The sequence below is a fragment of the Acetobacteroides hydrogenigenes genome, from assembly GCF_004340205.1.
GTDB classification, from domain to species: Bacteria; Bacteroidota; Bacteroidia; order Bacteroidales; family ZOR0009; genus Acetobacteroides; species Acetobacteroides hydrogenigenes.
The window spans coordinates 48,068-73,054 of the sequence record NZ_SLWB01000005.1; the positions used below are offsets into that span (position 1 = coordinate 48,068).

At 45.0% G+C, this 24,987-nt stretch carries 15 protein-coding genes; 9 read left to right on the forward strand and 6 right to left on the reverse strand.

Going from position 1 to position 24,987, the window contains the following annotated elements:
• Positions 1-305: 305 nt before the first annotated feature.
• Both CLV25_RS06720 and CLV25_RS06725 read left to right on the forward strand, forming a co-directional pair.
• On the forward strand, positions 306-542 hold the full coding sequence (locus CLV25_RS06720; protein WP_131838871.1) for a phospholipase D-like domain-containing protein: 237 nt from the start codon (positions 306-308) through the stop codon (positions 540-542).
• A gap of 168 nt (positions 543-710) precedes the next feature.
• A complete protein-coding gene (locus tag CLV25_RS06725; RefSeq protein WP_131838872.1) occupies positions 711-1,496 on the forward strand; it encodes an energy transducer TonB in 786 nt (261 codons plus the stop codon).
• On the opposite strand, the gene CLV25_RS06730 is transcribed toward CLV25_RS06725, so the two are convergent.
• The 6 genes from CLV25_RS06730 to CLV25_RS06755 all read right to left on the reverse strand — a co-directional run bounded on the left by CLV25_RS06730 (position 1,497) and on the right by CLV25_RS06755 (position 9,652).
• Positions 1,497-2,720 carry an alanine dehydrogenase gene (locus CLV25_RS06730; RefSeq protein WP_131838873.1) on the reverse strand — a complete coding sequence of 408 codons (1,224 nt, stop codon included), beginning with the start codon at positions 2,718-2,720 and terminating at the stop codon, positions 1,497-1,499.
• Between the two features lie 11 nt (positions 2,721-2,731).
• On the reverse strand, positions 2,732-3,145 hold the full coding sequence (tsaE, locus tag CLV25_RS06735) for a tRNA (adenosine(37)-N6)-threonylcarbamoyltransferase complex ATPase subunit type 1 TsaE (RefSeq protein ID WP_131838874.1): 414 nt from the start codon (positions 3,143-3,145) through the stop codon (positions 2,732-2,734).
• A 138-nt stretch (positions 3,146-3,283) separates the two neighbouring features.
• On the reverse strand, positions 3,284-5,893 hold the full coding sequence (gene porW, locus CLV25_RS06740; protein ID WP_131838875.1) for a type IX secretion system periplasmic lipoprotein PorW/SprE: 2,610 nt from the start codon (positions 5,891-5,893) through the stop codon (positions 3,284-3,286).
• Positions 5,894-6,044: 151 nt separating this feature from the next.
• Complete coding sequence (locus CLV25_RS06745) at positions 6,045-6,305, reverse strand: NifU family protein (protein WP_207895598.1); 261 nt, start codon at positions 6,303-6,305, stop codon at positions 6,045-6,047.
• A gap of 22 nt (positions 6,306-6,327) precedes the next feature.
• On the reverse strand, positions 6,328-7,404 hold the full coding sequence (locus CLV25_RS06750; protein ID WP_131838876.1) for an Mrp/NBP35 family ATP-binding protein: 1,077 nt from the start codon (positions 7,402-7,404) through the stop codon (positions 6,328-6,330).
• 586 nt (positions 7,405-7,990) lie between these two features.
• Complete coding sequence (locus tag CLV25_RS06755) at positions 7,991-9,652, reverse strand: trypsin-like peptidase domain-containing protein (RefSeq protein ID WP_131838877.1); 1,662 nt, start codon at positions 9,650-9,652, stop codon at positions 7,991-7,993.
• 126 nt (positions 9,653-9,778) lie between these two features.
• Between CLV25_RS06755 and ruvA the strand changes: the two genes are divergently transcribed.
• From ruvA to CLV25_RS06790, 7 genes are all read left to right on the forward strand, one after another.
• Positions 9,779-10,360, forward strand: a complete 582-nt coding sequence (ruvA, locus tag CLV25_RS06760) for a Holliday junction branch migration protein RuvA (protein ID WP_131838878.1) — start codon at positions 9,779-9,781, stop codon at positions 10,358-10,360.
• 135 nt (positions 10,361-10,495) lie between these two features.
• The gene (gene sov / locus CLV25_RS06765; protein ID WP_165877015.1) at positions 10,496-17,680 is read left to right on the forward strand and encodes a T9SS outer membrane translocon Sov/SprA; all 7,185 of its coding nucleotides are present in this window, start codon (positions 10,496-10,498) and stop codon (positions 17,678-17,680) included.
• Positions 17,681-17,763: 83 nt separating this feature from the next.
• Complete coding sequence (gcvH, locus tag CLV25_RS06770; protein WP_131838880.1) at positions 17,764-18,144, forward strand: glycine cleavage system protein GcvH; 381 nt, start codon at positions 17,764-17,766, stop codon at positions 18,142-18,144.
• Positions 18,145-18,544: 400 nt separating this feature from the next.
• Positions 18,545-21,394, forward strand: a complete 2,850-nt coding sequence (locus CLV25_RS06775; protein ID WP_131838881.1) for a cysteine peptidase family C39 domain-containing protein — start codon at positions 18,545-18,547, stop codon at positions 21,392-21,394.
• Between the two features lie 17 nt (positions 21,395-21,411).
• Positions 21,412-22,266, forward strand: a complete 855-nt coding sequence (locus CLV25_RS06780) for a GLPGLI family protein (RefSeq protein ID WP_165877016.1) — start codon at positions 21,412-21,414, stop codon at positions 22,264-22,266.
• Between the two features lie 19 nt (positions 22,267-22,285).
• Positions 22,286-23,341, forward strand: a complete 1,056-nt coding sequence (locus CLV25_RS06785; RefSeq protein ID WP_165877017.1) for a BF3164 family lipoprotein — start codon at positions 22,286-22,288, stop codon at positions 23,339-23,341.
• 148 nt (positions 23,342-23,489) lie between these two features.
• On the forward strand, positions 23,490-24,929 hold the full coding sequence (locus CLV25_RS06790) for a TlpA family protein disulfide reductase (protein WP_131838884.1): 1,440 nt from the start codon (positions 23,490-23,492) through the stop codon (positions 24,927-24,929).
• Positions 24,930-24,987: the final 58 nt, after the last annotated feature.

Here is a 24,987-nt window from a genome sequence, read left to right on the forward strand (position 1 = left end):
TGACAATGTTTACGAGCAACCTTTTGGGGGATCCGGCTAGTTCTAGAGTCCACCGAAAAGCGTTTGATTGAAGGTATTGTTTGTGCATTTCTCAATTTTGCAGCAAAGATAGCAACCGCTAAAGAATAATTATCAAAATAAATGTTGACCTGTTGATAACTATTTTGATAAAGTTTAAAACTTTCACTCTTGTTTCTTTGAAATCTGTATAAATATTCCTTTTTTTAACAAACAGCTAAATAACGACAGTTCGTCGTAGTTCATTGATTTTATTGGTCTGAGTATAAACATAAATTAAGGGAGCTATGCGAGTTTTTATTTTTGACGAGGATGTGCTCAAAAAACTATTAATTGAAGCAACCTACCGTTTTTTAGTTTTTGACGAGAAAGGCTCTTATTCTTTGCCATTAAACTACAATCTGACAGCCTCTTCTAGGCATTTTTTGGCAAACGATCAGAGCAATGGAGGCGAATTTAAAATATTAAAGTACAGTTCTATTAAACGTATAATAGTAGACGATAAGGAGTTCTTTCTGAGCTAGTACGTTGCTGTAGATCGCTTTCTACAGGTAGATCCCGATAACACTCTTATCAGGACAGGGTTTTGTCGCTCTGTTTAAAGCAAATACACCTATTTTCGTTAGCAAGTCATAAAGATTAGTGGGCGTTTTGTTCTAATGATTACTTTTGTCTAAACTTTTACAGGTTAGATGGAGGATATTTTCAACGAGAATAAAGCGAAAGGCTTTAAACAGTGGATAGTTGAGCATCAAGTAGGGTTGTTGGGCACAATCGTTTTTCACTTGGTGATATTGGTTATCGTACTAGTTTTAAAGCTTAGCCCCGTAAAAGAAGAAGGTAATACGGTTTATTTAGAATTTCAAGAGCCCCCTGCTACTCTAGAAGAAGATCCTGCAAAGTTGGCGCAGGAACTTTTAAAAAACGCTGATCCAAAGTTAGCAATTCAAGGAAAAGAGAATCGGGCAACTACTGTTAGAAATGTTGCTGTAAACAATAATCTCGACAAGTTAACCGATAAGTTAGTCGATGATAAGTTTGGTAAATCGAATCCTGTTTACGAGGAGGCTCGGCAACTGGCAGAGCGTATGAGGGCTAACCAGCAGCTCTACAAGAAGTCTTTAGAGGTCGATAAAACGCCATCTTCTCAGCAAGGGGCTGGAAGTGGAAGTGCACGTTCGAGTTCCGAGAAAGCATATAAGGGAGCTTCGGTACTATCGTACTCTGTTGAAGGTCGTCAAGGAGTTTACCTACCTGTGCCTGCATATCTTTGCGAGGGGGGCGGAGATGTGGTTGTTAATATTGTGGTCAATCAGAGGGGGGCTGTGATTGATGCCTCAATATCAGCACGAACCACCGCAAGCGAATGCCTATTTGCTGAAGCGCTAAAAGCTGCAAAGCGATCGCGCTTTACCATGGACGAAAAGGCATCTGCCACACAAAAAGGTTCTATTATCTATCGTTTTGTAGCTCAGTAGCTAAAAGGCAGCCATTAGCAGGTCAATATCTCTCGATGCAATATTGTATACCTCGCCTAGATAGCTGTTCGTTAGCATTCCGTTAAAAACGTAAACTCCATTACGAATACCCATATTTTCTTTTAGATAGGCTTTAATGCTAGGAGAATCTGCGATGCTTTCGAGTAGCGGCATGTATACGTTGCTAAGCGCGATAGAAGCTGTACGCGCTACGCGTGAGGTTATATTGGGAATGCAGTAGTGGATAACGTTATGCTTTATAAATGGAGGATCGTTGTTGGTTTTGTACTCCGATGACGCAAAAGAACCGCCTTTGTCTACGGTAAGATCGATGATGACAGCACCACTCTTCATCCCTTTAACAAGATCATCATCTATCTGAATTCTGTTTTGAGAATCTTCAGGGATGATTGTTGCAATTACAACATCGGCAGTTCGTAGAATTTTCTCGATGATTTGTGGATGATAGTTGCTGGTAAAAACGCGTTGTCCCAATAGCTGCTGAATTTCGGTTAGCCGCTTTATGGAGTGGTCAACGATTTTTACTTCGGCTCCTAGCCCAATTGCTGCTCGTGCGGCGTACTCGCCAGCTGTGCTTGCGCCAAGAATAACAACCTCGGTGGGGGTAATACCAGGTATGCTTCCTAAAAGGACTCCTTTCCCTTTGTTGGTAGTGCTCATGAGTTCGGCTGCAACAAGAATTGCAGTAGAGCCAGCAATGGAGCTCATTGAACGGACAATTGGATAGCATCCGTCTGCATCTTTTATGGCATCGGAGGCTATTGCTGTGACCTTCTTTTGCATTATTGCCCGTATAAAGTCGGAGGTGTACTTGTTGAGGTGGAGCGAGGAAATGATGGTTTGGTTGACATTCATTAGGGCTACTTCATCGAGGCTAAATGGAGAAACCTTAATAACGATGTCTGAGGTAAATACCTCCTGTGGGGTTTGAACTATGGTTGCACCATTCTCCGAATAGTAGAGGTTAGAGAAGTTGGCGTTTAAGCCAGCATCTGCTTCGATAATGACATCATGTCCTCTTTGGGTGAGGATTTTAACCGCTTCGGGAGTAAGCGGCATTCGAGTTTCGCCACAAGTGGTTTCCTTGGGAATACCTATGGTGAGCTTTTTGGTTTTCCTGCTCACCTCCAACATCTCTTCTTGAGGGTTAAACCCCCATGCAAAAGGGAAACTTGTCCTTATTTTGCTATTTTCCTCCACCATAAAGCAGATAGTTAAACTATTTGTATTGCTCTTCTTCCATCGGCTAATACCTGAATGGTTAGCTTTGCTGCATCATTGGGAATTAAATCTTCTATTACCTCGGGCCATTCTACAAGGCACAGGTTGTTGCTAAAGAAGTATTCCTCGTAACCAAAGTCGTAAGCCTCCTCAATTTTGTTAATACGGTAAAAGTCGAAATGGTAAATGGGCTCGCCGTTGGGGTTTTGATATTCATTTACCAGCGAAAAGCTGGGGCTGTTTACGACGTCATGCACCCCTAAAGCTTTGCAAACATGCTTAATTAGCGTGGTTTTACCGGCGCCCATTTGCCCATAAATGGCAACAATCTTTCTATCTCCAATAGCCTTTATAACTTGCTCTGCAGCTGCATCAAGGTCGGCTAGCTTGTTTACCGTAATGATCATTATAAGCTTAAAAAAGTGACGTGTATAAATCTGAAATTGATGTTTGGAGTCTATTTATTCGTACATAGCATTAAAATTCTACCATTTTTATACGTAGTCTTTTTGCATATGTTATAGTATTTCTCGGACATTTTTGTACTACTTAAGGTAGCTATTAAAGAAGAAGCCAGCATATCCTTCCAAGTTTTTTTCCTTAAGCAAGATTTCTAAGTTTTCGCAGGAGATGGCAAATGTGGCAAACTTGTCTATTCCTGCTTGAGTGATAATGCTCTGCTTTTGAATGAGATTATAGTAGTAGTCCATTGCTTTTTTCTTGCTGTTAAAGGGGCTTATTACTAGTATATCATTTTCACTGTCGAACTGCTGCTTGCTGATGTTCAACTCTTGTTCTGGAGATAGTTCAAGGTTTAGCGATACCAGATTAAACTTAAGCTGGTTGAAGTTGGCTGTGTTTGGAATGACAAGAATGGTAATATGGCACGCTTCCGATACCCTGTAGCTGGTAATGCTTGCTGACTTTGTTGGCGTTTGGTTGGACTTTTCAGCAGAATCAGTGCTATTTATCAGCTTAAGCGTTTGCTTGTCGAGTTGGTTGAGGTATTCTAATGCCGTTTTTGCAGCCTCGCTATTAGGATATTGGCTTATTATGGCTGAGAGTTCTTTACGGTAGGCATCCTTACCGAGCAAACCTCCTGTAGCCATTGCCCTAACAAGTGCAAATTGAGGCGCGAGTGCACCTGCAGTTGTTGAATGTTGGTTGGCAAGAGAAAGACATTCATTATACTTCGATGCGTTAAGCAGCTCAACACATTTTGCCAGCGCTTCGCTAACTACTGGCGATTGGCTATCTGTGCTATGCTGGCTATTGCTAAATGACTGCGCCAACCCGCTTTTAGGGTGTTTATTCAATATGAGCTCCTTGTAGCGTTGAGCCTCGCTTAAGTTGTTAACTGCAAGGTACGATTGGTAGTATGTAGAGTACGCTTTGAGCTCGTTTGCATCTGATATTTTTTCGGACATTAGCCCATTGAGGGTTTCAATGGCTTGGTGGGGCTCTTCGGCATCTGCGCGGTAAGCCTCGGCAACATTGATGAGTGCGGTTTGTTTTTGGTCGACATACTTTTGTCGTTCTGCTGCAGATTTCGGAATATCCTTTAGATAGAATTCTCTGGAAAGAGGGGATAGATTATCCTCCTTCATCTTTTCCTCCTCTTTTTGCTCTTCGGCTAGCTGTTCTAGGGTTCCTTTATTTCTTCGTCGCCAGTTATCCTCGAGTTTGCGCTGTCCCCATCGCATTTTAAACTCGGCGGCTCCAAATGCTAGGGTTGATTGGTTGTAGAAGTACCAGCTACCCGATTGGTTGGTGTTTAGCGAAAGACTATTCTGATTCATCAGGTACTGGCGCTGGGTATTTGCTTCTTCTTGAGCCTTGTTTTGCTGCTCGGTCAGAAAAGCAATTTTACTATCGATAACCTTGTTGAGGTCTGTTTCGCTTAATTCAGACATCTTTAAAAGGCTGTCTAATCGCTGATACTCGCGCATGTTTTCGGCTAGTCGTCCTAGCTTATTGGATCGGAGCTGAGCCTCGTTGTACATTGGATGGCCACTGTCAAGATTTAGGGTTGCACTATCGTAGTACGATTGGGCTTGGACAAAGTCCTTCTTATCGTAGGCCATATCGGCAAGCGCTACGTAGGTAACCCCTCGTTGGCTGCTGGTTGGCGCAGAACTGCTGATCGATTTGGCGTAGAAGTTTCGTGCTTCCTTTTCGTTCTTATCTTGCTGGTATATTTTACCAATGGTATAGTAGATCTGATCGCGGTAGGGCGCGTTTCGTTCGCTTTTGGCCATCTTTAGCAAAATATTCTTTAGGTCGGAGGTACTACCTGTGGTGTACGACCTTGCTTCGTCGAGCTGAGCGTTGAAGGCCATTTCGTACGAGGAGGTGCTTCGGGCTACCTTGTGGAATGTTGCAGCTGCTTGCTGCTTTTTGTTGGTTTGCAGGTATAGCTGCCCCAAGATGTATCGATAACGGTTTCGGTCAACTTTGCTGGTTTCGAAGAAAACGGCTTGCTCCAGATTTTCGATGGCTTTGGAGTAGTCGTTTTTCTTAATGTGGTAGTCGGCCCAGGCGGCCCTTAGTAGGGCAGCTTGCTTCTTGCTGAGCCCTTTGAGCTGGCTGGCCGTACCTAGTGCGCTGCCATACTGGATTAAATCACCTTCGGCTCCGGCAATGATACCCTGCCAGATTTGGGCATCGGCTTTAGTTTCGGTATTTGGATAGTTGAGCAGAATTTGGTCGATAGCTTGTTGTGCTTTGCCGTATTCGTGCTGGAACGCATTTGCCTTTGCGATGTAGAGGTAGGCGTCGTCAACGTACTTGCAGAACTCGCGCTGGTTGTAGAACGCTCGCTGTGCGGGCGTGTTTTGCTTTGCATTTCGGGGCTTTGCCGTAATGGAGTGGTACTTTATGAGCATACCGCTTTTGAGGATTGCCCTATCCATTCCCTCTGCCGTTTTGGATGGAGCTTGCTTATCGGAAAAAAGGAAAACTGGAAGCAGCGATGTATAGGCGAATGGGTACTCTTTGCTGTACTTGCTGATGCTTTCGTTGTAGCTCTCCTTGGCGTTAAAGAGGTAGTTATACCTTGCGGTAACGTTGTGGTAGGTGCGCGATACTAGGGTGTTCTTTTGCGTTGAACATCCCAGAAGAAGTCCGGAGAGCAGGATAAGTAATGCCTTTTTCAATTGTTACCTAGTTGTAATTACCTTAAAGCTTACAAGCAAAGCCTTTTTGGAGTGACAATTATAGCAAAAAAGATGCTTAAAAACGAAAGATGCCCCAATTGGTTGAACGAAATTCGTACCAAGTGGGGCATTTAGTTGTGCTGTACGCAGGTTATATGATTACCTCGTTGTCTTGTATGGATATGACCTCTTTTACTTCTGGTACATCTCGTTTTATAGCTAGCTCAATACCATTCTTGAGGGTCATTAGGCTGAAGGGGCAGCTGCCGCAAGCGCCTAGCAGCACTACCTTAACTACCATATCGGGGGTAATTTCGGCAAGCTGTACATCGCCGCCATCGTTTTTCAGGAATGGGCGGATGGTATCCAGCGCTTTTTCAATTCTTTCTACCAAGCTATCGTTGGCTTCCATATTGTTGGGTGTCTAAGTTGTTTTACGAAGAAATCTTGCTTAGCTCGGCGACTACTCCATGCGCAATTTGCTCGAAGGTATCGGAGACGATCGGATTCGAGAGCGATGATGGGGTACCGCTGTCGCCGCCTTCGCAAACGCTTTGTACGATTGGAATCTGTCCTAAAAGGGGAAGGTCGTACTTTTGGGCGAGGTTCTTGCAGCCATCCTTGCCAAAGATGTAGTACTTATTTTCGGGCAGCTCGGCAGGGGTAAACCAGGCCATGTTCTCCACGATCCCGAGGATCGGTATGTTGAGGTTTGCTCCGGTGAACATCTTGATCCCCTTAACCACATCGGCAAGGGCAACCTCCTGAGGGGTGCCCACCACGATAACGCCGTCGGGGCGGAATTCGGTGGAGAGGGTGATGTGCACGTCGCCGGTTCCGGGGGGTAGGTCGAAGAGCAGAAAGTCGAGTTCGCCCCAGTTTACCTGCTGGATGATCTGGCGGAGCGCGTTGGTGGCCATTGGGCCTCGCCATACGAGCGCATCCTCGAGCTTAACGAAGAAGCCTACCGAGATTACCTTTACGCCAAACTTTTCTACCGGCTCGATGAGCTCCTGTCCATCTACCTCTACCATAATGGGCATGGCCCCCTCGAGGCCAAACATCTTGGGCATAGAAGGGCCGTAGATGTCGGCATCAATAAGCCCCACCTTGTAGCCCATCTTGGCTAGGGTTACGGCTAGGTTCGAGGTAACGGTTGACTTGCCCACGCCCCCTTTGCCCGAGGCTATGGCTATACGGTGCTTAATGCCGCTTAGGGTATCCAGCACCTTCTTCTCGGCCTTTTTCTTAGGCTCGGTCTCCTTTACGAGCTCAAGAATGTTGCCTTTTATCGTAAAGCTGGGGAACGCTTGCTCAATGGCGGTTTCGCAGGCTCGTTTTATGGAGGCCGCAAAAGGATCGCGGGCTTTCTTAAAGGCTAGCGTAAACTTGATGTCGTGGTCTTCGATTCGGATGTTCTCCACCATGCCTAGGGCAACGATGCTCTGACCGCTGTCGGGGTGTATTACCTGCGATAGTACCTTTTCTACAACTTGATTATCGATGTTCATCTCTTCTCTTTTACTATAACTGGTGTAGAAACACCTACAACCCGTTTTGGTTTACTTGCGCAAATGTATTGTTTGCCGCTCGATGGTGCAAATTTAGAATAATTCTAGATACTTGCTTACAACGGTAAAAGCATGTATGCGGAAGTGCTATTGTAATTGTACAACGATGCAAACGGGTATGCGGAAGTACTATTGTAATTGTACAACGGTACAAACGGATATGCGGAAGTGCTATTGTAATTGTACAACGGTGCAAACGGGTAGGCGGAAGTGCTGTTGTAATTGTACAACGGTACAAATGGGTTGGCAGAAGTGCTGTTGTAAATGTGTAGCGGCAGGGATTTCGCTTTTTAAAAAACATTATCCACAAAAGAGATAGGCGTAAAGGAGTCAGCCTGTCGTAGCCCAATGCATATTAACCCGCTGAGCGGAACGTCCTTGCTCTGCTCGAGTATCCAAGGCCACAAGCCTGATGCAACATAGGCTGGAGGCCGTAATGATAAAAGCCAACGCTTAGCAAGGTAAGGTAAGGTAAGGTAAGAAGTGTCGCTAAGACTCCAAAAAGGATTACTGGGGCGTGCTGTCGCTACATTCCCGCCACCACCACCTTCTTTACGACGCGCCTACCGCTAGCCACGATTTCGAGCAGGTAAACACCAGCATGGTTGGTAGGCAGGGAGTAGTCGAAGGTTTCGGCGGGCTTAACGTAGGTGTTCGTGCCGATTTTACGCCCGCTGATGTCGAAGAGGCTCACCACTAGGGTGCCGTCCAGAACCTTAAAGCCGTCCGATTCGGGTAGAATGCGGATGTGGATAAGGCCATCGCCAACCGGGTTGGGGTAAACGCTAACCGATTTTGGGTCGATGCCCTCCACGTAGGTCACGTGGCTGCTCAGGCCCGCGATGGTGGAGTCGCCCATCATAATTGGGTCGAGCCAGTGCTTGAGCTGGTACTTTGGATCGGGGTTGGCATCCCATCCTGCCCTAATGGCCGAAAAGAAGTCGTCCACCGGGTCGTCGCACGAGGCAATACCCCCCGAGAGGTTGCCCACCACCCGATGGTTACTGTTGAAGAGCGCCGAACCCGACGATCCGGCCTCGGTTGCGCCAACCTCCCAGCGCTCGATGCGCCAGTGGGTGTTGGGCTCAAATCCGGCAAAGGGGTCTACCTCCGAGTAGTCGCCCTGCGTAGGGGTGTCGTAATCGACGGTTATTTTCTTGGCATCGCCATTGGGATGATGCAGGCAGGTTGCGCTAGGCTGGGTAAACGGATTCTTGCGGATGTCCCATCCGGCATAGTAGGGCAGAAATTCGGCAGGTGGTGCCTCCGAAAGCTCCAGCAGCGAGAAGTCGATTTTCCCGTTGTACCCGTTTGCCAAAAGGGTGGCTCCCGAAATCGATTTTCCTTGGATAACGGAGTTGGCTCCGCACTCCATCTTCTCGTAGCCAAAGTAGAATACCGAGTTCTGTGCATCCTCCTTGGATAGTATACAGTGATGGGCTGTTAGCAGGTAGGGGCGCTTGTTGTTGGCGGTGTTGTTTACGAGTACTCCCGAGCATAGGCGTACCCCCGAAGAGGTATTCGTAATAATTTTCACAATGCTGTTCTTCTCTACCTGCCAATCTTTTCCGGCGGGGCAGGCTAGGTCTACGTTGCAGCTTTGCGACAGCTCGGCAGCCGAGCTGTACTCCTTAAGGGGAAGCCTATCGCCGTGCACCACCTGGCTGATGGAAACGCTGGCCTTATTGGCTATCGGCTTTTCGATTTCAACAACCGCACAGTCGCCAGGAATAAGGGGAAGAACAAGCGTGCCTTGATCGGAGAGCTTGGAGAGCGTGTAGGCAACGTAGGTGCGGCTTGGGTTGTACACGAATATGTTTTGGCTATCGAAGTTCTTTCCATTTTCGATGGCGAGCTTAAGCGTTAGGCATTTTGCCCCTTCCGACCTTACCATTATGCGGTGGATGACCGTAGCCCCTACGGTATCAGCTCTAGCTTCCTTGTTTATGCTGATGCTGGTTGCCAGCGCCGATCCAAATTCCAGCCGCTTTAAGTAGCGTGGCGATTTGCTTTCGGCTTGCATAGCCGTAGGTGCTTTTTGAGGTATTGGAGGAAGTGTTTTTGTGGGGATTACGTCAGCTACACGATCTTTTAACGAGAAAGAGAGAGGTGAACGTCCTTGACCTAATGCAATTGTGGTGTACAATGCTAAGATTGCCAACGGTATACTACGGAGTAGGTTGAACATAATCTCGATTTTATGGGTTAATTTTAGCTCAGATAAACTTCTCCTTTTAACCTCCTAATTGTTCCAAATAGATATATTTGCAAATCTAAAAGAAACTTTGCAACAAATTGATATAAAAAATTTGGCATGTTCGAATACGTAAAGGGCAACCTTATAGAAATTACTCCTTCTAATGCAATTGTAGAAGCCTACGGATTTGGCTACAACCTTCACATATCGGTTAACACGTACTCAAAGATACATCAACAAAAGGATGTAAAGCTATACCTGCATCACGTTGTTCGCGAAGATGCCGAGCTGCTTTTCGCTTTTGCCGATAAGGTTGAGCGCGATTTGTTTAGGCTGTTGATAGGTGTATCTGGGGTTGGACCTAATACTGCTCGAATAATGCTATCATCGCTAACGCCTGCCGAGGTGGCAACCGCAATTACTACCGAAGATCTTAATCGGATTAAGAGCGTTAAGGGGATTGGCCTAAAAACAGCTCAGCGCGTGCTGGTCGACCTAAAAGGTAAGGTTGGCAGCGAGCTGATTGAGGGAGAGATGTTACCCGTTGGGGGAAATGTTGCCCGAGAAGAGGCGCTATCAGCCTTGGTTACCCTTGGGTTTGCAAAGGCTAATGTCGAGAAGGTGCTGGATGCGATACTTAAGGAAAACGGTGCGCTTACGGTTGAAGATATTATTAAATCGGCACTTAAAAGGCTATAGAGTATAATGATAAAGCGGTTACTACTTTTTTGCCTATGCATATTCGGTGTCACTTTGGCTTCGGCAAGAGTACACTATCCGTGTATTAGCTTTGCCGATTTAAGCCAAAATCAGGATTCTGCCAAACAAAACGGAATGCTAACGGCCAAGCCGCTTAATGTAGATCCGGCAACTGGCGATTATGTGCTCTATGACCTCAAGAGCGACAGATACATTTTCTATAAAAATCAGAGTGTTGCCCGAGGAATTCCTTACAAGATAATGAGCCGTGAGGAGTACCAACGGTACCGTGTTCAAACGGCAATGCAGCAGATGCTCCTTGCTAAGCGATCGGAACCTGTTTCTGGGAGCGGAGGCTTGGCCAACTCGCTCATTCCCTCGCTAAATGTTGGAGGTGAAGGATTCGATAGAATTTTTGGAAGCAATACCATTAGCGTTATTCCTCGCGGTTCGGTAGAGCTGATTCTTGGTATAAAAACCAATAAGACCGACAATCCCGTTATTGCGGAGCAGTTCCGCAAGACATCGATATTCGATTTTCAGTCGAAGCTGCAGATGAACGTTACCGGAATGGTAGGCGATAAGCTTAAAATGGACATCAACTACAACACCGAAGCTACGTTCGACTTCGAGAACAACGTAAAGGTGGAGTATACGGGAACGGAAGATGAAATCATTCAAAAGGTGGAAGCCGGTAATGTTTCGTTGCCTTTACCCGGAACGCTTATCACCGGAAGCCAATCGCTCTTTGGATTTAAGACTCAACTTAAGTTTGGGAATCTAACAATGACCTCGATCTTTAGCCGACAGAGGGGTCAGAGCCAGTCTGTTGAGCTAAAGGGTGGAGCCCAAAACCAACAGTTCGAGCTGTCAGCCGACAGCTACGATGCTAACCGACACTTCCTAATGGGCCACTACTTCAGGGAAAGCTACGACAATGCGCTATCAACCTTTCCGCTGATTCAGTCGGGTATCAACATTACGAAGCTGGAAGTATGGGTAACCAATAAGACTGCGCAATTCGACAACGCGCGCAACATTGTTGCTTTCCTCGACCTTGGAGAGTCGCAGCGCAACATCTACAACAAAGCCGCTTTCACGGGTAACGCAGGCGTGGTATTTCCTGCAAACGAAGCGAACAACCTATACTCGATGATGAACGGTGCACTTTCGGGCATACGGCAGATCGATCAAACTTCACCTATTCTATCGGGAATTGGGCTTCGTCAGGGCGAAGACTATGAGAAGCTCGAGAATGCTCGAAAGCTGAGCACCAACGAGTATACCTTTAATCCGAAACTCGGCTACATATCGCTGAATAGCGCTCTCAACAACGACGAGATTTTGGGTGTGGCCTACGAGTATATTCAGAATGGAAAAACCTACAAGGTCGGTGAGCTATCAACCGATGGGGTTGAGGCTCCTAAGGCGCTTGTCGTTAAGCTGCTAAAAGGAACTAACCTTACGCCAAAGCTCCCCAACTGGGCGCTGATGATGAAGAACATCTACTCCATAGGCAGCTACCAGGTTAATAAGGAGAACTTCTATCTCGACATTCTTTTCGAGGATAGCAAGGCCGGTACAACCATTAACTACATTCCCGAAGGAACTATAAAGAATAAGCCTTTGCTTAGCGTTCTTAACCTCGATAGGCTTAACTCTCAGGGAGACCCTTATCCCGATGGTATTTTCGACTTTGTGAATGGCATAACTGTTTTATCGGAAGGAGGTAAAATTATATTCCCGGTACTTCAGCCATTCGGGAGTTACCTGAGGGCGAAAATTGGGGATAACTCTATTGCAGACCGTTACGTTTACCAAGAGCTATACGACTCTTCGCTAACCAAAGCGAAGCAAGTTGCCGATAAGAATAGGTTTAAGCTTTTCGGAACATTCCAATCGTCAGCAGGATCTGAAATCTCGCTCAACGCCATGAATATTCCACAGGGTTCTGTAGTTGTTACCGCTGGAGGCTTAAAGTTGGCCGAAAATATCGACTACACGGTGGATTACGCGTTGGGTCGCGTGCGCATTATCAACCAGGCGTACCTCGAATCGGGAGTTCCAATTAAGGTTTCGCTGGAGAGCCAAGCGCTATTCAACATTCAAACCAAAACGTTGGTTGGTTCGCATTTCGATTACAGATTATCGGACGATTTTCATATTGGAGCTACGGTTCTTCACCTATCCGAACGTCCTCTTACGCAAAAGGTCAACTTCTCCGATGAGCCCATATCGAATACAATATGGGGGGTAAACCTTTCCTACCAGAGCAAGGCGCCTTGGCTTACCTCAATGGTTCAGAAGATACCGTTTATTGAGACGCAGGCGCCATCGAGCATTCTCTTTGAGGCGGAGTTTGCGCACTTTATCCCTGGGCATGCTAAGGCAATTGGTAAAACGGGCAACTCGTACATCGACGATTTTGAAGGCGCTAAAATTCCAATTGATCTGCGCAGCTGGAATGCGTGGACGCTGGCCTCGACACCTCAAGGTCAACCCGATTTGTTCCCCGAAGGAAACCAGACAAATAATCTAGCTTACGGATATAACAGGGCTAAGCTTGCTTGGTATACCATTGATCCGCTTTTTCTCCGAAACACTTCGTATACTCCTTCGCACATTGCTCGCGATAAGGCTCAGCTATCGAGCCATTGGGTACGCGAGATTCGCGAACGGGAGCTTTACCCTGAGAAGGACGAAATTCAAGGCATTCCAAATACCATATCGGTGCTGAACCTTGCCTACTATCCGAAGGAAAAGGGTCCTTACAACTACGAGACATCGACTAGTGCCGTATCAAAAGGATTGCTGAGCAATGGCGAGCTTGCGGCTCCCGAAACGCGCTGGGGCGGTATTATGCGCTCAATTCCGATCAGCGATTTCGAGATGGCAAATGTGGATTACATCGAGTTTTGGATGATGGATCCTTTTGTTTACGATCAGAATAAAAAGGGTGGAGAGCTTATCTTTAATCTTGGAAACATATCGGAGGATATTCTTCGAGATGGTCGTAAGTCTTTCGAGCATGGGCTTCCCACCACAGCAACGGTTACCAAGGTTGATACTACGGTATGGGGGCGGGTTCCCATTATCCAATCGTTGGTAAATGCATTCGATAATAATGCAGCGTCTCGCCAATATCAGGATGTTGGTATTGATGGGCTAAGTTCCAATGACGAGCAAAGCTTCTTTAATGCTTACCTTAAGAATCTGGAGATGCTGTTTGGTGCAGGATCAAAGGCTTACCAGAGCGCGCTTAACGACCCTTCGAACGACAACTACCACTACTTTAGAGGGAGCGATTACGACGAGCAGAAGCTGTCCATTCTCGATAGGTATAAGAACTTCAACAACCCAGAGGGAAACTCTCCTGCCTCCAACCAGAGTGGGGAGTCGTACAGCACATCGGCTACTTCAATTCCCGATGGAGAGGATATTAATCGCGACAACACCCTTAGCGATGCCGAATCCTACTTTCAGTATCGAATTCCGCTATCGCCCACAGGCCTAGAGGTCGGTAAGAATTTTGTTAGCGACAAGCGCGAAGTGGAGGTTGATTTGCCAATCGGAAAGAGTAAGGTTGCTTGGTATCAGTTTAAGGTTCCTATTGCAGAGTACGAGAAGATTATTGGCAATATTCAGGATTTTAAGTCGGTTAGGTTTATCCGTATGCTGTTACACGGATTTGAGGATACCACGATTCTTCGTTTTGCCCGTTTGGAGCTGGTAAAGGGCGAATGGCGTAGGTATAACTTCTCTTTGCTCGAGGGTCAAACCGGAAATGTTTCGCAAATGACCAACGGAAGCATGGATATCTCTACGGTTAGCGTTGAGGAGAACTCGAGCCGAACCCCAATTAACTACATTCTTCCTCCAGGTATCGACAGGGTGATAGATCCGAGCAATCCGCAGGTCATTCGAGAAAACGAGCAGGCCATGCAGCTAAAGGTGATCGACCTTCAGGAGGGCGATGCTCGGGCAACCTATAAAACTACCGGCTACGATTTCCGCCAGTACAAAAGGCTTAAGCTCGATGTACATGCAGAGGCAATTCCTGGTCTGCCGCTTAAGAATGGCGATCTTCATATCTTCATCCGATTGGGCAGCGACTATCGTAACAACTACTACGAGTACGAAATTCCGCTATCGCTTACTCCTTATGGAAAATACTCTAGCGACAGGGAATCGGACCGAGAGATTGTTTGGCCAAGTAGTAATGCCTTTAATATAGCGCTGGATATATTCCAGAATATAAAGCTTAAGCGCTACGATGCAATGAGAGCCTTGGGTTCCAGCGCATCAACCACCAAGATTTTTGCGATGAACGATGGAGCAAACGTTGTTCGAATACTTGGTAACCCTAGCTTAAGCAACGTGCGCACCATTATGATAGGTATTCGTAACCCTTCTAAGCAAGATAATGTAACCGACGATGGGCAACCTAAGTCGGGGATAGTGTGGGTGAATGAAATGCGTCTTAACAGCTTCAACGAAGATGGTGGTTGGGCGGCAAATGCCCACATGATTGCCAAGATGGCCGACTTTGGGGTGGTGTCGTTGGCTGGAAGCACGATGAAGCCTGGCTTTGGATCGTTGGAGAGCAAGCTTAATAGCCGAAATCAATCGGATGTTTACACCTACGATGTGGCGGGAGATTTTGAGCTAGGCAAGTTCTTCTCCGAAAAGGCCGGGGTAAGAATTCCTATGCACGTTGGCTACTCCGAATCTATTGCTAACGCCAAGTATAGTCCTACCGATCAGGATCTGTTGCTTAAAACAGCGCTGAAGTACTTACCCAATCAGCATGCGAAGGATTCGGTGCTGATGCTTGCACAGGACTTTACTGCACGAAAGAGCATCAACTTTACGAATGTGGGGGTTGCGCCTCCTACGGCAAAGCCTTCGATTATTTCGCCATCGAACTTTTCGCTCACCTACGCCTACTACGAAACCTACTCGCGGAACCCTCAGATGGAGCGTCAGTTGCAGAAAAACTATAAGGGGATTTTCAGCTATGCGTATAATCAGACACCTCGGTACTTCGAACCGCTAGGAAAGGCTCGCGGTAGGACGATTCAGTCGCCTTACCTGAGGCTAATTAAGGATTTTAATGTTGGGTACAAGCCTTCGCAGCTTAGCTTTGTCTCCGAGATAAATCGAAACTACAACGAGATAAAGGTTCGTAATCTTTCGGCCAATTCGGACATACAAATTCCATCATCGTACGCCAAAGATTTTTACTGGAATAGGGTTTATGCGCTGCAGTGGGATTTAACCAAGAGCCTGAAGCTTACATTTTCTGCAAATAATCTAGCGCGCATTGACGAACCCGAAGGTATGGTAGACCGAAAGCGCGATAGGAGCAGCTATCAGGTATGGAAGGATTCCGTTTGGAAGAATATAGCCATGGGAGGACGAAACGTGCACTACGATCACTCCTTTAACGTGCGCTACAACATTCCAATAAACAAGATTCCGATGTTTAACTGGGTAACGGCATCGGCATCGTACGACGGAACCTACGATTGGGATGCGGGTCCGATGCTTCCGGCTGGCTCTTCGTACTCTATTGGTAATACTATTAAGAATATGAATCAAGCATCCTTGATGGGAACCCTTAATATGGTTAGCTTGTACAACAAGGTGCCATTTTTACGGGCCATTAACCAGGAGTTTGATAATCCGAATAAGAAGGTTGTGCTTGTAAGCAAAACCATTAAAACGGAAAAGATGACCCTCTTTAAGGGGCGTAAGCGTACCATATCGCACGATTTGGAAGGTGTTGATATTAAGGTAGCCGTTTACGATGCTAAGGGTAAGCCGGTGGAGGCCGTAACCCAGGTGCTACCCAAAAAGAAGGTTACCATTCAGGTTGCTGAAACGGTAAAAGGAGCAGTTGTTCACATTACGGGAAAGGTGGAGTATAGAAATCCGCTAGCCTACTTGGCAAAGGGTGCCGTTCGTATGCTTATGGGAGTTCGCAATGTTAGCGCCAGCTACACCCAAAACGAGGGGACAATACTTCCTGGATACAAGAATAACTCCAGCTGGTTTGGAACTCTGCATACATCAACAGGGTTGGCTCCGGGGTTAGCCTTTATTATGGGGCAGCAAGATCCCGATATGATGGATGTTGCACGGGCAAAGGGCTGGCTTGTTGACGACAACAACTTCCTACAGCCGTTTGTAATGACCCATATGGAGACCTTCACGGCGAGGGTAAACTTCGAACCCATAAAGGATTTGATTGTAGATATTACGGCAAGCCGATCGTACCAAAAGAATAGCAGCCAGTACGGTACGGGTAGCGACAAGTCAACCGTACTTAACGGCTCGTTTAACATCTCGGTGATAGGAATAGGCTCGGCGTTCGAGAAGCCAACATCGGGGAATGGGTACCATTCTGCCGCATTCGATAGGTTTATGGCAAACCGATCCCCCATATCGCAGCGTTTGGGAGCCGATCGAGCCCAGGCTTCGACCAATGGCTACGATGGCACGCCAAATAAGGGCTTTAGCGATGGATACGGTTCGCTATCTCAGGATGTAATGCTGCCTGCATTCTTGTCGGCATACACTTCGCTTACGCCTTCAAAGGCCGGAAGCAAAACGTTTATACGCATTCCATTCCCTAACTGGACGGTTCGCTACCAGGGAATCGGCAAAATGGCCGTGCTGAAACCCTACATCAACAGCGCCGATATCGAGCACTCGTATAGGGCTGTTTACACCATCGGAGGGTACAACTCGAACCCTCAGTACGATGCGCAGAGCGATGGGTTTAGCTACGTACGGAATGCTCAGAACGACTTTATTTCGCGCCACGAAATCGTTAACGTAAGCATATCCGAATACTTCCAGCCTCTTATTGGCGTAAATGTGGGTTGGGTTAACAATCTTCAAACGCAGGCACGCATAAATAGGAGTAGGGTGGTGGCGCTGAGCCTTACCAACAACCAAATTACCGAAATTCGCAACAACGAGTGGACTTTTAGCGTTGGCTATCGCCTCGACGATCCGATTAAATGGATTGACGATCAGTCGCAAAAGGTAGTACCTTCCTACTTAAAGCTCGACTGCGGCCTATCGTTCAACCAGAACCAGTCGCTTATCCGTAAAATTGTGGAAGGATTTACGCAAGCTTCGGATGGGAGAAATACCGTTGCCCTAAAAATTAGCGCCGACTACATGTTTAAGGAACGTATAAACGTGCGAGCCTTCTACGATAGGGTGGTAAACAAGCCGCTGATATCGAATACCTATCCTACGGCAAACACCTCTTTTGGGTTTAGCGTACGATATAATATCGGGCAGTAGTTGCTAAGTAAGAAAATTGTTTAACTTTGAAGTGCTTTTAGAAGCGAATCTAATCTAAATGCTAACAATAAAAGACTAGAACCATGAATATTCCATCAAATCTTAAGTACACCAAGGATCACGAGTGGATACTTGTTGAAGGTGATGTTGCCACCATTGGCATTACCGATTTTGCTCAAGGCCAGCTTGGCGATATCGTTTTCGTTGAGATCGAAACCGAAGGCGAAATGCTCGATAGGGAAGAGGTTTTCGGTACCATCGAGGCTGTTAAAACTGTTTCTGACGCCTTTATGCCTATTACCGGTGAGGTTGTTGAGGTAAACGGCGCTTTGGCTGATCAACCCGATAGCATCAACAAAGATCCATACGGAGCTGGTTGGATGATTAAGGTTAAGGTTGCAAACCCTGCCGAACTGGAAGACCTTCTTACTGCCGAGCAGTACGGTGCGCTTATCAACGCTTAGTATTTCGTACGATATAAAGCAAAGAAGGCTGCCCCCTAAGGGGCAGCCTTCTTTGCTTTATATCACTTTTTACATTCTATTTTTAAACTTGAGGATTAAATGCAAACTATGTTTACTGTTATACCATGATGTAATGATTAACCAGATGAAGATTCGAATGTATATATAAATAAAAAGTTAAAAAAACACAACAAGGCAAAACAAATGCTATATTGGCAAATATTTTATAATCGTAAACCTTGAAGAACATACATGATAATGCACAACTTCTTTTAGACCCTTGTTCCTGGGTATAGGTTTACCGATTATAGTACATGATGCAAAGCCTTATATTTGACTTAGTTTCAAATATAGGCCTATAATTATTGTATATCGTTTACATATAATATCGGGAAATGCTATGAGTAAAAAATTTACGCATTACCATCAGCACGATGTCATGGATTGTGGCCCCACCTGCCTACAAATGGTGGCGAAGCATCATGGAAAGAATTTTTCGATACAGAGCCTTAGGGAGAACGCTCACCTTTCGCGCGAGGGGGTATCGCTATATGGAATTAGCAGGGCCGCCAAAATATTAAGGATAGAAATAGTAGAACTGATACAAGTATTACATTTTTTTTGGATAAAAGTGCTTGTTGTTCTATCACTATTTATCCCTTTGCTAACAAATGCTCAACAGGTTTTTAAAGGTAAGGTTGTTAACGAGCAGAGTGGGGGTATTCCTTTTGTAAATGTTCTAATTGTTGAGAGCTTTAGCAAGCCTACCATTATAGCCTTTGCGCTTACTAACGATAAGGGTGATTTTTCATTGAGCCATAGGTGTAAAACCGATTCGCTGTATGTTTTAGTTAAGGGATTGAATGTTAAGCCTACTCAACGAAAGGTTGCCAATACTGATCGGCCAACACGTATTCTTGCAAAGGAATCTCGAATAGAGATTAAAGAGGTGACTGTTACCAATAAGCGCGTATGGGCTACAAAGGATACAATTAACTATCTGGTGAGCTCATTTCAGGATAAGAATGATGCTACCATTGGGGATGTGCTAAAAAAAATGCCAGGAATAAATGTTCGCTCTTCGGGCATGATCGAGTATAATGGTATTCCCATTAATAAATTTTATATCGAAGGGTTAGATTTGCTAAAAGGACGGTATGGCTTGGCAACAAATAATCTTTCGCCATCGGATATTTCTACCGTTCAGGTGCTCGAACACCATCAACCAATTAAGGCGCTGAAAGAGCTGTCGAGTTCTAATCAGGCAGCAATCAACCTGAGGTTAAAGGATTCTTCGAGAGGGATATTCTCTTTAATCGCACTTTTAGGAGTAGGTTGCGACACATCAGCTCTTGGAGAATCGGAGCTGATTGCATCGTACTTTACCCGGCAAAAACAATATTTAGCCATGTACAAGGGTAATAACTGTGGTGTTGATTTGGAACGAGAGATACGAAAGCTGAACGTAACCGAAAAGTCGAATGGCTTACTGACATCGCTTCAGCAGCCACTTCCACCAAATATCTCGAAGGATAAGTACTACGATAATCTATCGAATCTCGGTACGGTAAACACCATTTTCAAGAACTCGAAAGGCAATGAGAGTTGCCTGAACCTATTTTATTTAGGCGATAAGGTTAAATCCCATTCTGGAACATATTCGTCATTTCTACTTCCTGATGGAACATACCACTACATTAACGAAGCCGAAAGAACTACTACTCTTCGGAATTCCATAACAGGCGAATACAGCTATAAGGTAAATCGTACAGGAACCTATTTGAGTGAGGTTGCTTCGTGTGACATGTCATGGGTTAATGGTGATGGTGCCATGAGTGCTGGAGAATCGATCTTTCAAAAAGCGGATAATACAAGTATTCATGCTGTCAACGGCTTATGTTGGATTGCTAAAACTGGCGAGTATACAGGGTGGACAGTAAACTCGGAAGTGGATTTTAAAACAACACCTCAAAATCTTTACGTAGCTCCCAACCTTTTTGCAAGCTACTTCGCAGGTGATGTCGGTGAGCTGCATCAGCATGTTGGTGTGACATCGTTCTACACACAGAATAAGGCTGCTTTGCTTTCAGGCTTTCGGTTTGGGGGGATAAGATTTTCTCCCGATGTCTTCGTTGAAGTGAACAGGGATGTACTAACCAGTACCTTGAGGCCAACAGCCATGTCGTTTAATCTTCCTAATAACGATAGGTTTAGGAATGACATGAGCGATTTTACCCTAAAAGTTGGTCCTTCGATTTCTGCTAGATACGCATCGACTTACTTCGATGTTAGTGGTTATTTCCCTTTTTTCTACTACAATCGAATGGTCAGCAATGATATTTCGGGCACTATTCTCAAAGATTCGAAGGTTTACGGGGAACCTTCGTTGAGCTTAAACGGGTATAGGGGTAAGTGGGATTTCGGGATAAAGCTCTATCGCACCATTGAGCAGGTTGGCTTTGAGCAGCTCTATACCGGAAGTATCCTCACCAACTATCGAACGCTGAGCCGGTATGACCCCCTATTTAACGACAGAAAATCGAATAACATTTCGGGCACTATGAGCTATAAAAACAGCTATAGGCTGCTCTTTGCGAATGTTCAGCTAACCTACAGCAGGTTTAGCTCAGATGCATTGTATGGTCAAACCTTTGATGGGCTGTTATCTAAAATTACTGCACTACAAGTTGATGCCAACGGACATCATTCGCTGGTGCGAATGGAGGTGAGTAAAGGGTTCGATTGGAAAAAGTTAAACCTAGGAATGTCTCTGGCCTGGTATTCGAAAAATACGCCAGTTTTGCGTCAGGATACCGTTGTGCGATACTTGGGTAAAGAGCTGTCGGCACAGTTAAAACTATTTATAAACCCATTTAGCTTTATGTCTATTAGTCTTGAGGAGCTATGGGCAAAGGAGAAGGGGCGGCAGCAGTGTGGTGATGCTATTCCTGCAATAATTACAGCAACAAGCAAGATGGATGCTACGGTTAATATTAAGAAAGATTTTTCCATTTCTTCATCGTTTTACAGCTACTATAACAGTAGAACCGATGGTAGAAAGGATTTTAATCTTGTTAATGTGAAGTTGCAGTATACCCGAAAGACAACCCGATACTCTATAGAATGGAACAACATCTTCAATGTTGATACTTACGAGACTGTTTCGCTATCGGCGCTCAGCTCTACACGGTATGTTTACTACATACGACCAACCTCTGTTCTATTTAACGTTCGATTTAAGCTATGGTAGATTCAAAAATTAGAAATATGAAATCACTATCGTTCGTTTTTAAGCTGCTTTTATGTTGCTTCCTAATGCTGGTTTGCATAAAGCTGAAGGCTCAATTTGTACCAGCACCACAATTCATCGATAAGTTTAAAATACTCGACAGCTGCCTATATCGGGTCTACTACGATGTTAGGATTCAGAATTCGACAGCTGAAAAAGGGAGTCCTATTAACGATGTCCATTGGCTAGAGATCGGGAGTAGAATAGCCAAATGCTCTAGCTATTTGCTGTACCAAAAGGATTCAACGTCTACGGTAATGCGCGATAAGGGGATGGATGTAGGGGTAATTATTCAGCAGATGGTTTTTCCTGTTGAGACTTATGTAGATCGAAACCAAGGCAGTACTAAACTGGTCTACAGGACATTTTATTCGGGTCCGATACTGCGCTATAGTGAGCCAATCGAAGTGATCAACTGGCAAATATCACCTGATGCCGATTCAATCTTAAGCTTCTCCTGTCAAAAGGCCACATGCCAGTTTAGGGGTAGAAGCTATACTGCATGGTTTACCATGGAAATACCGTTGAGCTATGGACCATACAAATTTTGGGGTCTACCCGGATTAATCCTAAAAATTGGCGATAATGACAACCAGTATTCTTGGATATGTACAAGAATAGAAAAGGCTCAAAAAAGCGAAACGATTAAAGAGTATAAATGGAACTATGACGACGTGAATAAGCAAAAGATGGATGCTACTATCGTCAAAATGCATGAGAACCCGTTCAAGTTCTGCGAATCGTTAGGGATGAAGTTTATGGTGAGAAGTAATGGGTCTTACGGTGAGCGAGTTGCTGATATCTCAATTCCATATTCACCATTGGAAAAGTAATTGCATAATACACGAAGATATGAATAGGTATTTATTTTTCTTTTTGTTCTTGCTCCTTAACGGGATTATTTGGAGCTGCTGGGCGCAGGATAGGGGCCAATGCACGGCTAAAGAGGTAAGCGTTAAGGGTAAGCATCTCTCTTTTAGAACTGCTTTTTCAGGTACAACCGAAGATGTAAGCGTCTTTCTAAAAGATGGGCTTCTTCTTTATAAGAATACAAAGGAGCCTTTGCGAGTATTCAGCATCCATCAATTGAATGTTGTTGCTGACTTAGGTAGCTGGGGAGAGTACTCTTCGCTATTTTTTTTACCATACTTTAGCCAATCATCTCAAGATTCGCTGCTTTGCTATGTCTCAGATCAAGGGATTGTGTATAGATTGGCAAAGGATGGAGAAGCGGTAAAGACTAATCAGCGAATTTACTCATGGGGCTACGAAAATGGAGGGAATAGGGTTGTTCTAGTTCATGATTTTGCCCAGCTAAATGATTCTACATGGCTGTTTGCAGGGAAGTCTATCAATGGGTTTAGTATTTTTAAGACCGTAAATAGCGGGAAGAATGCTCAAACAGAGGAGCTCATCCCACTTAATGCTATTTCTACCAATAAGGGATGGGAGCCTTTTGTCGGTAATTTTACTTTAAGTCCGGATAAGAGAAGGGCCATATATGCCTACCAATTCTTTAATGCATTTGCCATTATTAACCTGCAAGAGAATACTGTAAATATAATTAAGAAAGAAGGGAGAGAGTTTAATTCCAATACTTTAAAAGTGCCAGATGGGATTGCGCTAAATACAAACCACTACAGCTGCTGCCATGCGGGCGAGAAGTATATATATATGCTTTATATCGGTCGCGATTATAAGCAGGTAAATGCTGATAATGCGAAAAAGAAGACCTATGTCTATATAGAAAGGTACGATTGGAATGGGGTGCTTATTCAACGAATTCGGCTTGATCGGTTCGGAAAGCAATTTTGCATTGATGAAAAGAACGGGAAAATAATTCTGGTATCTAAAACGGCTAAAACTTCAAAGGTATCGCCATTCTATATCTACGATTTGCCTCACTAGCCGTAGAGTAAAAATAAGCGCACGACGCTAAACTTGGCCTGGCCTTGTGCGTTGTTGCAGACTTCAGTGAGCAAAGATATAACGAACGATATTTTATTCTCTGACAGCTTAAAAATTGCGATTGAAACTTGAATCTTGCTTATAATATATGAGAAAGTTTAAACTTTTATTGCTGATTTTAACCCTTCCGTTACTGGGGAAATCTCAAGTACTAGAAGGCCGCATCTACTCCAAAGCCCGCTTTGTTGAGGTTTTCCAACCCCTAGGTGTTGGGGTTAATGTCTCATCGGCTCCTGTACGGATAAAGGTAGATAGCACAGGCTATTTTAGGTTTGCCTCTACCCTAAATAGGCATGGATTTTATAAGATTGGATTTCCAAATGGTTCAGCACTTCTTTTTTTAATGCCCAGCGACACCGTTTATATGGCGGTTGATAGCCTTTCTAAAGGAATAAAGTTTCGAAAAGCGGAATACTATAACCGCTTTGCCTTTTTTTGGGAGGCAAGCGCTTTGAGCAAGCGTTATATTGGCCTGATGCATAGCAAAAGCGGTGGAAATTTTGCTATGCAGTGCGACTCCCTATTGCCATTACAAGAGAAAGAGATGCTTGTTAAGATGGATTCGCTACATAGTAGAGGCCTTTTAAGCGATTATTTATACGAAAAGCTTATCAAAGAGCTAAAAGCAGGTCTTTACTGGGGATATGTCGCAAGAATTAATACAATAAACGAAGACCCTAACGCCAGCTACCCTAATCTTTTAAAGCTTAGAAGTAAGCTGTATGCCGATTTAAAACCTACCGATACTTCCTGCTACAATTTATCTACGGGCTGGCGTGTTTACTTAGGAGCTTATCTTAGTGATTACGTAGAAAAAGATGTGAAACTAAAAAACGATTCGACGTGGGCTCCATTTGCACCAGAGCGTAGCGTTCGTTTTTTCAGTAAGGAGTTGCAAGAATTCTTTTTTGGGGATAATATAATAGCATCTTTTAAGGCAGGGACTACTTCACTTGATAGAATAGCAGGAAAATTTCGCTACTACAGGCAGAAGTTCCCTAATAGCGAGTTTATTCCTGTTATAGAGGGCTACTTTAAGCAGGCCAACTTTAAGCCATCGGAAGCTGTTGCTCCCCAAGATGCGCCGTATACCTACATAAAGATAAAGGAATACCCCTCCTTACGCAATTTCATTGGCGAAAACTTTGGAGGAAAACCCGTATTCATCGATTTATGGGCCAGCTGGTGCGGCCCCTGTAAGGCGGAGTTTAGCCATAGTGCATGGTTGGATGGCGAATTGGAGAAGAGGGGCATTAAGCTGCTCTATATCTCGTTGGATGTTCGTACCAACCAGAAGGCTTGGAGCGATAACGTGGAGAAGTACCAGCTAAAGGGGAAACATTACCGTACCGATAGCGACGATAGGCTGGGAAAGGACTTGGAAAGCCGTCTTTTTAGTGAAGGATTGGTACAAATACCCCGTTACGTTTTGGTAAATGGAAGCGGAGATATTATTGGTAGCGATCTTCCCCGCCCAAGCACCGGCCAAAAGCTGCTCGACGAGATTGATAGGCTGCTGAAGAGGTAAAATCATTCATGATTAAGTGGCGAAATGCTGCTGGGGATAGTTTGAAATGAAAAGGGGC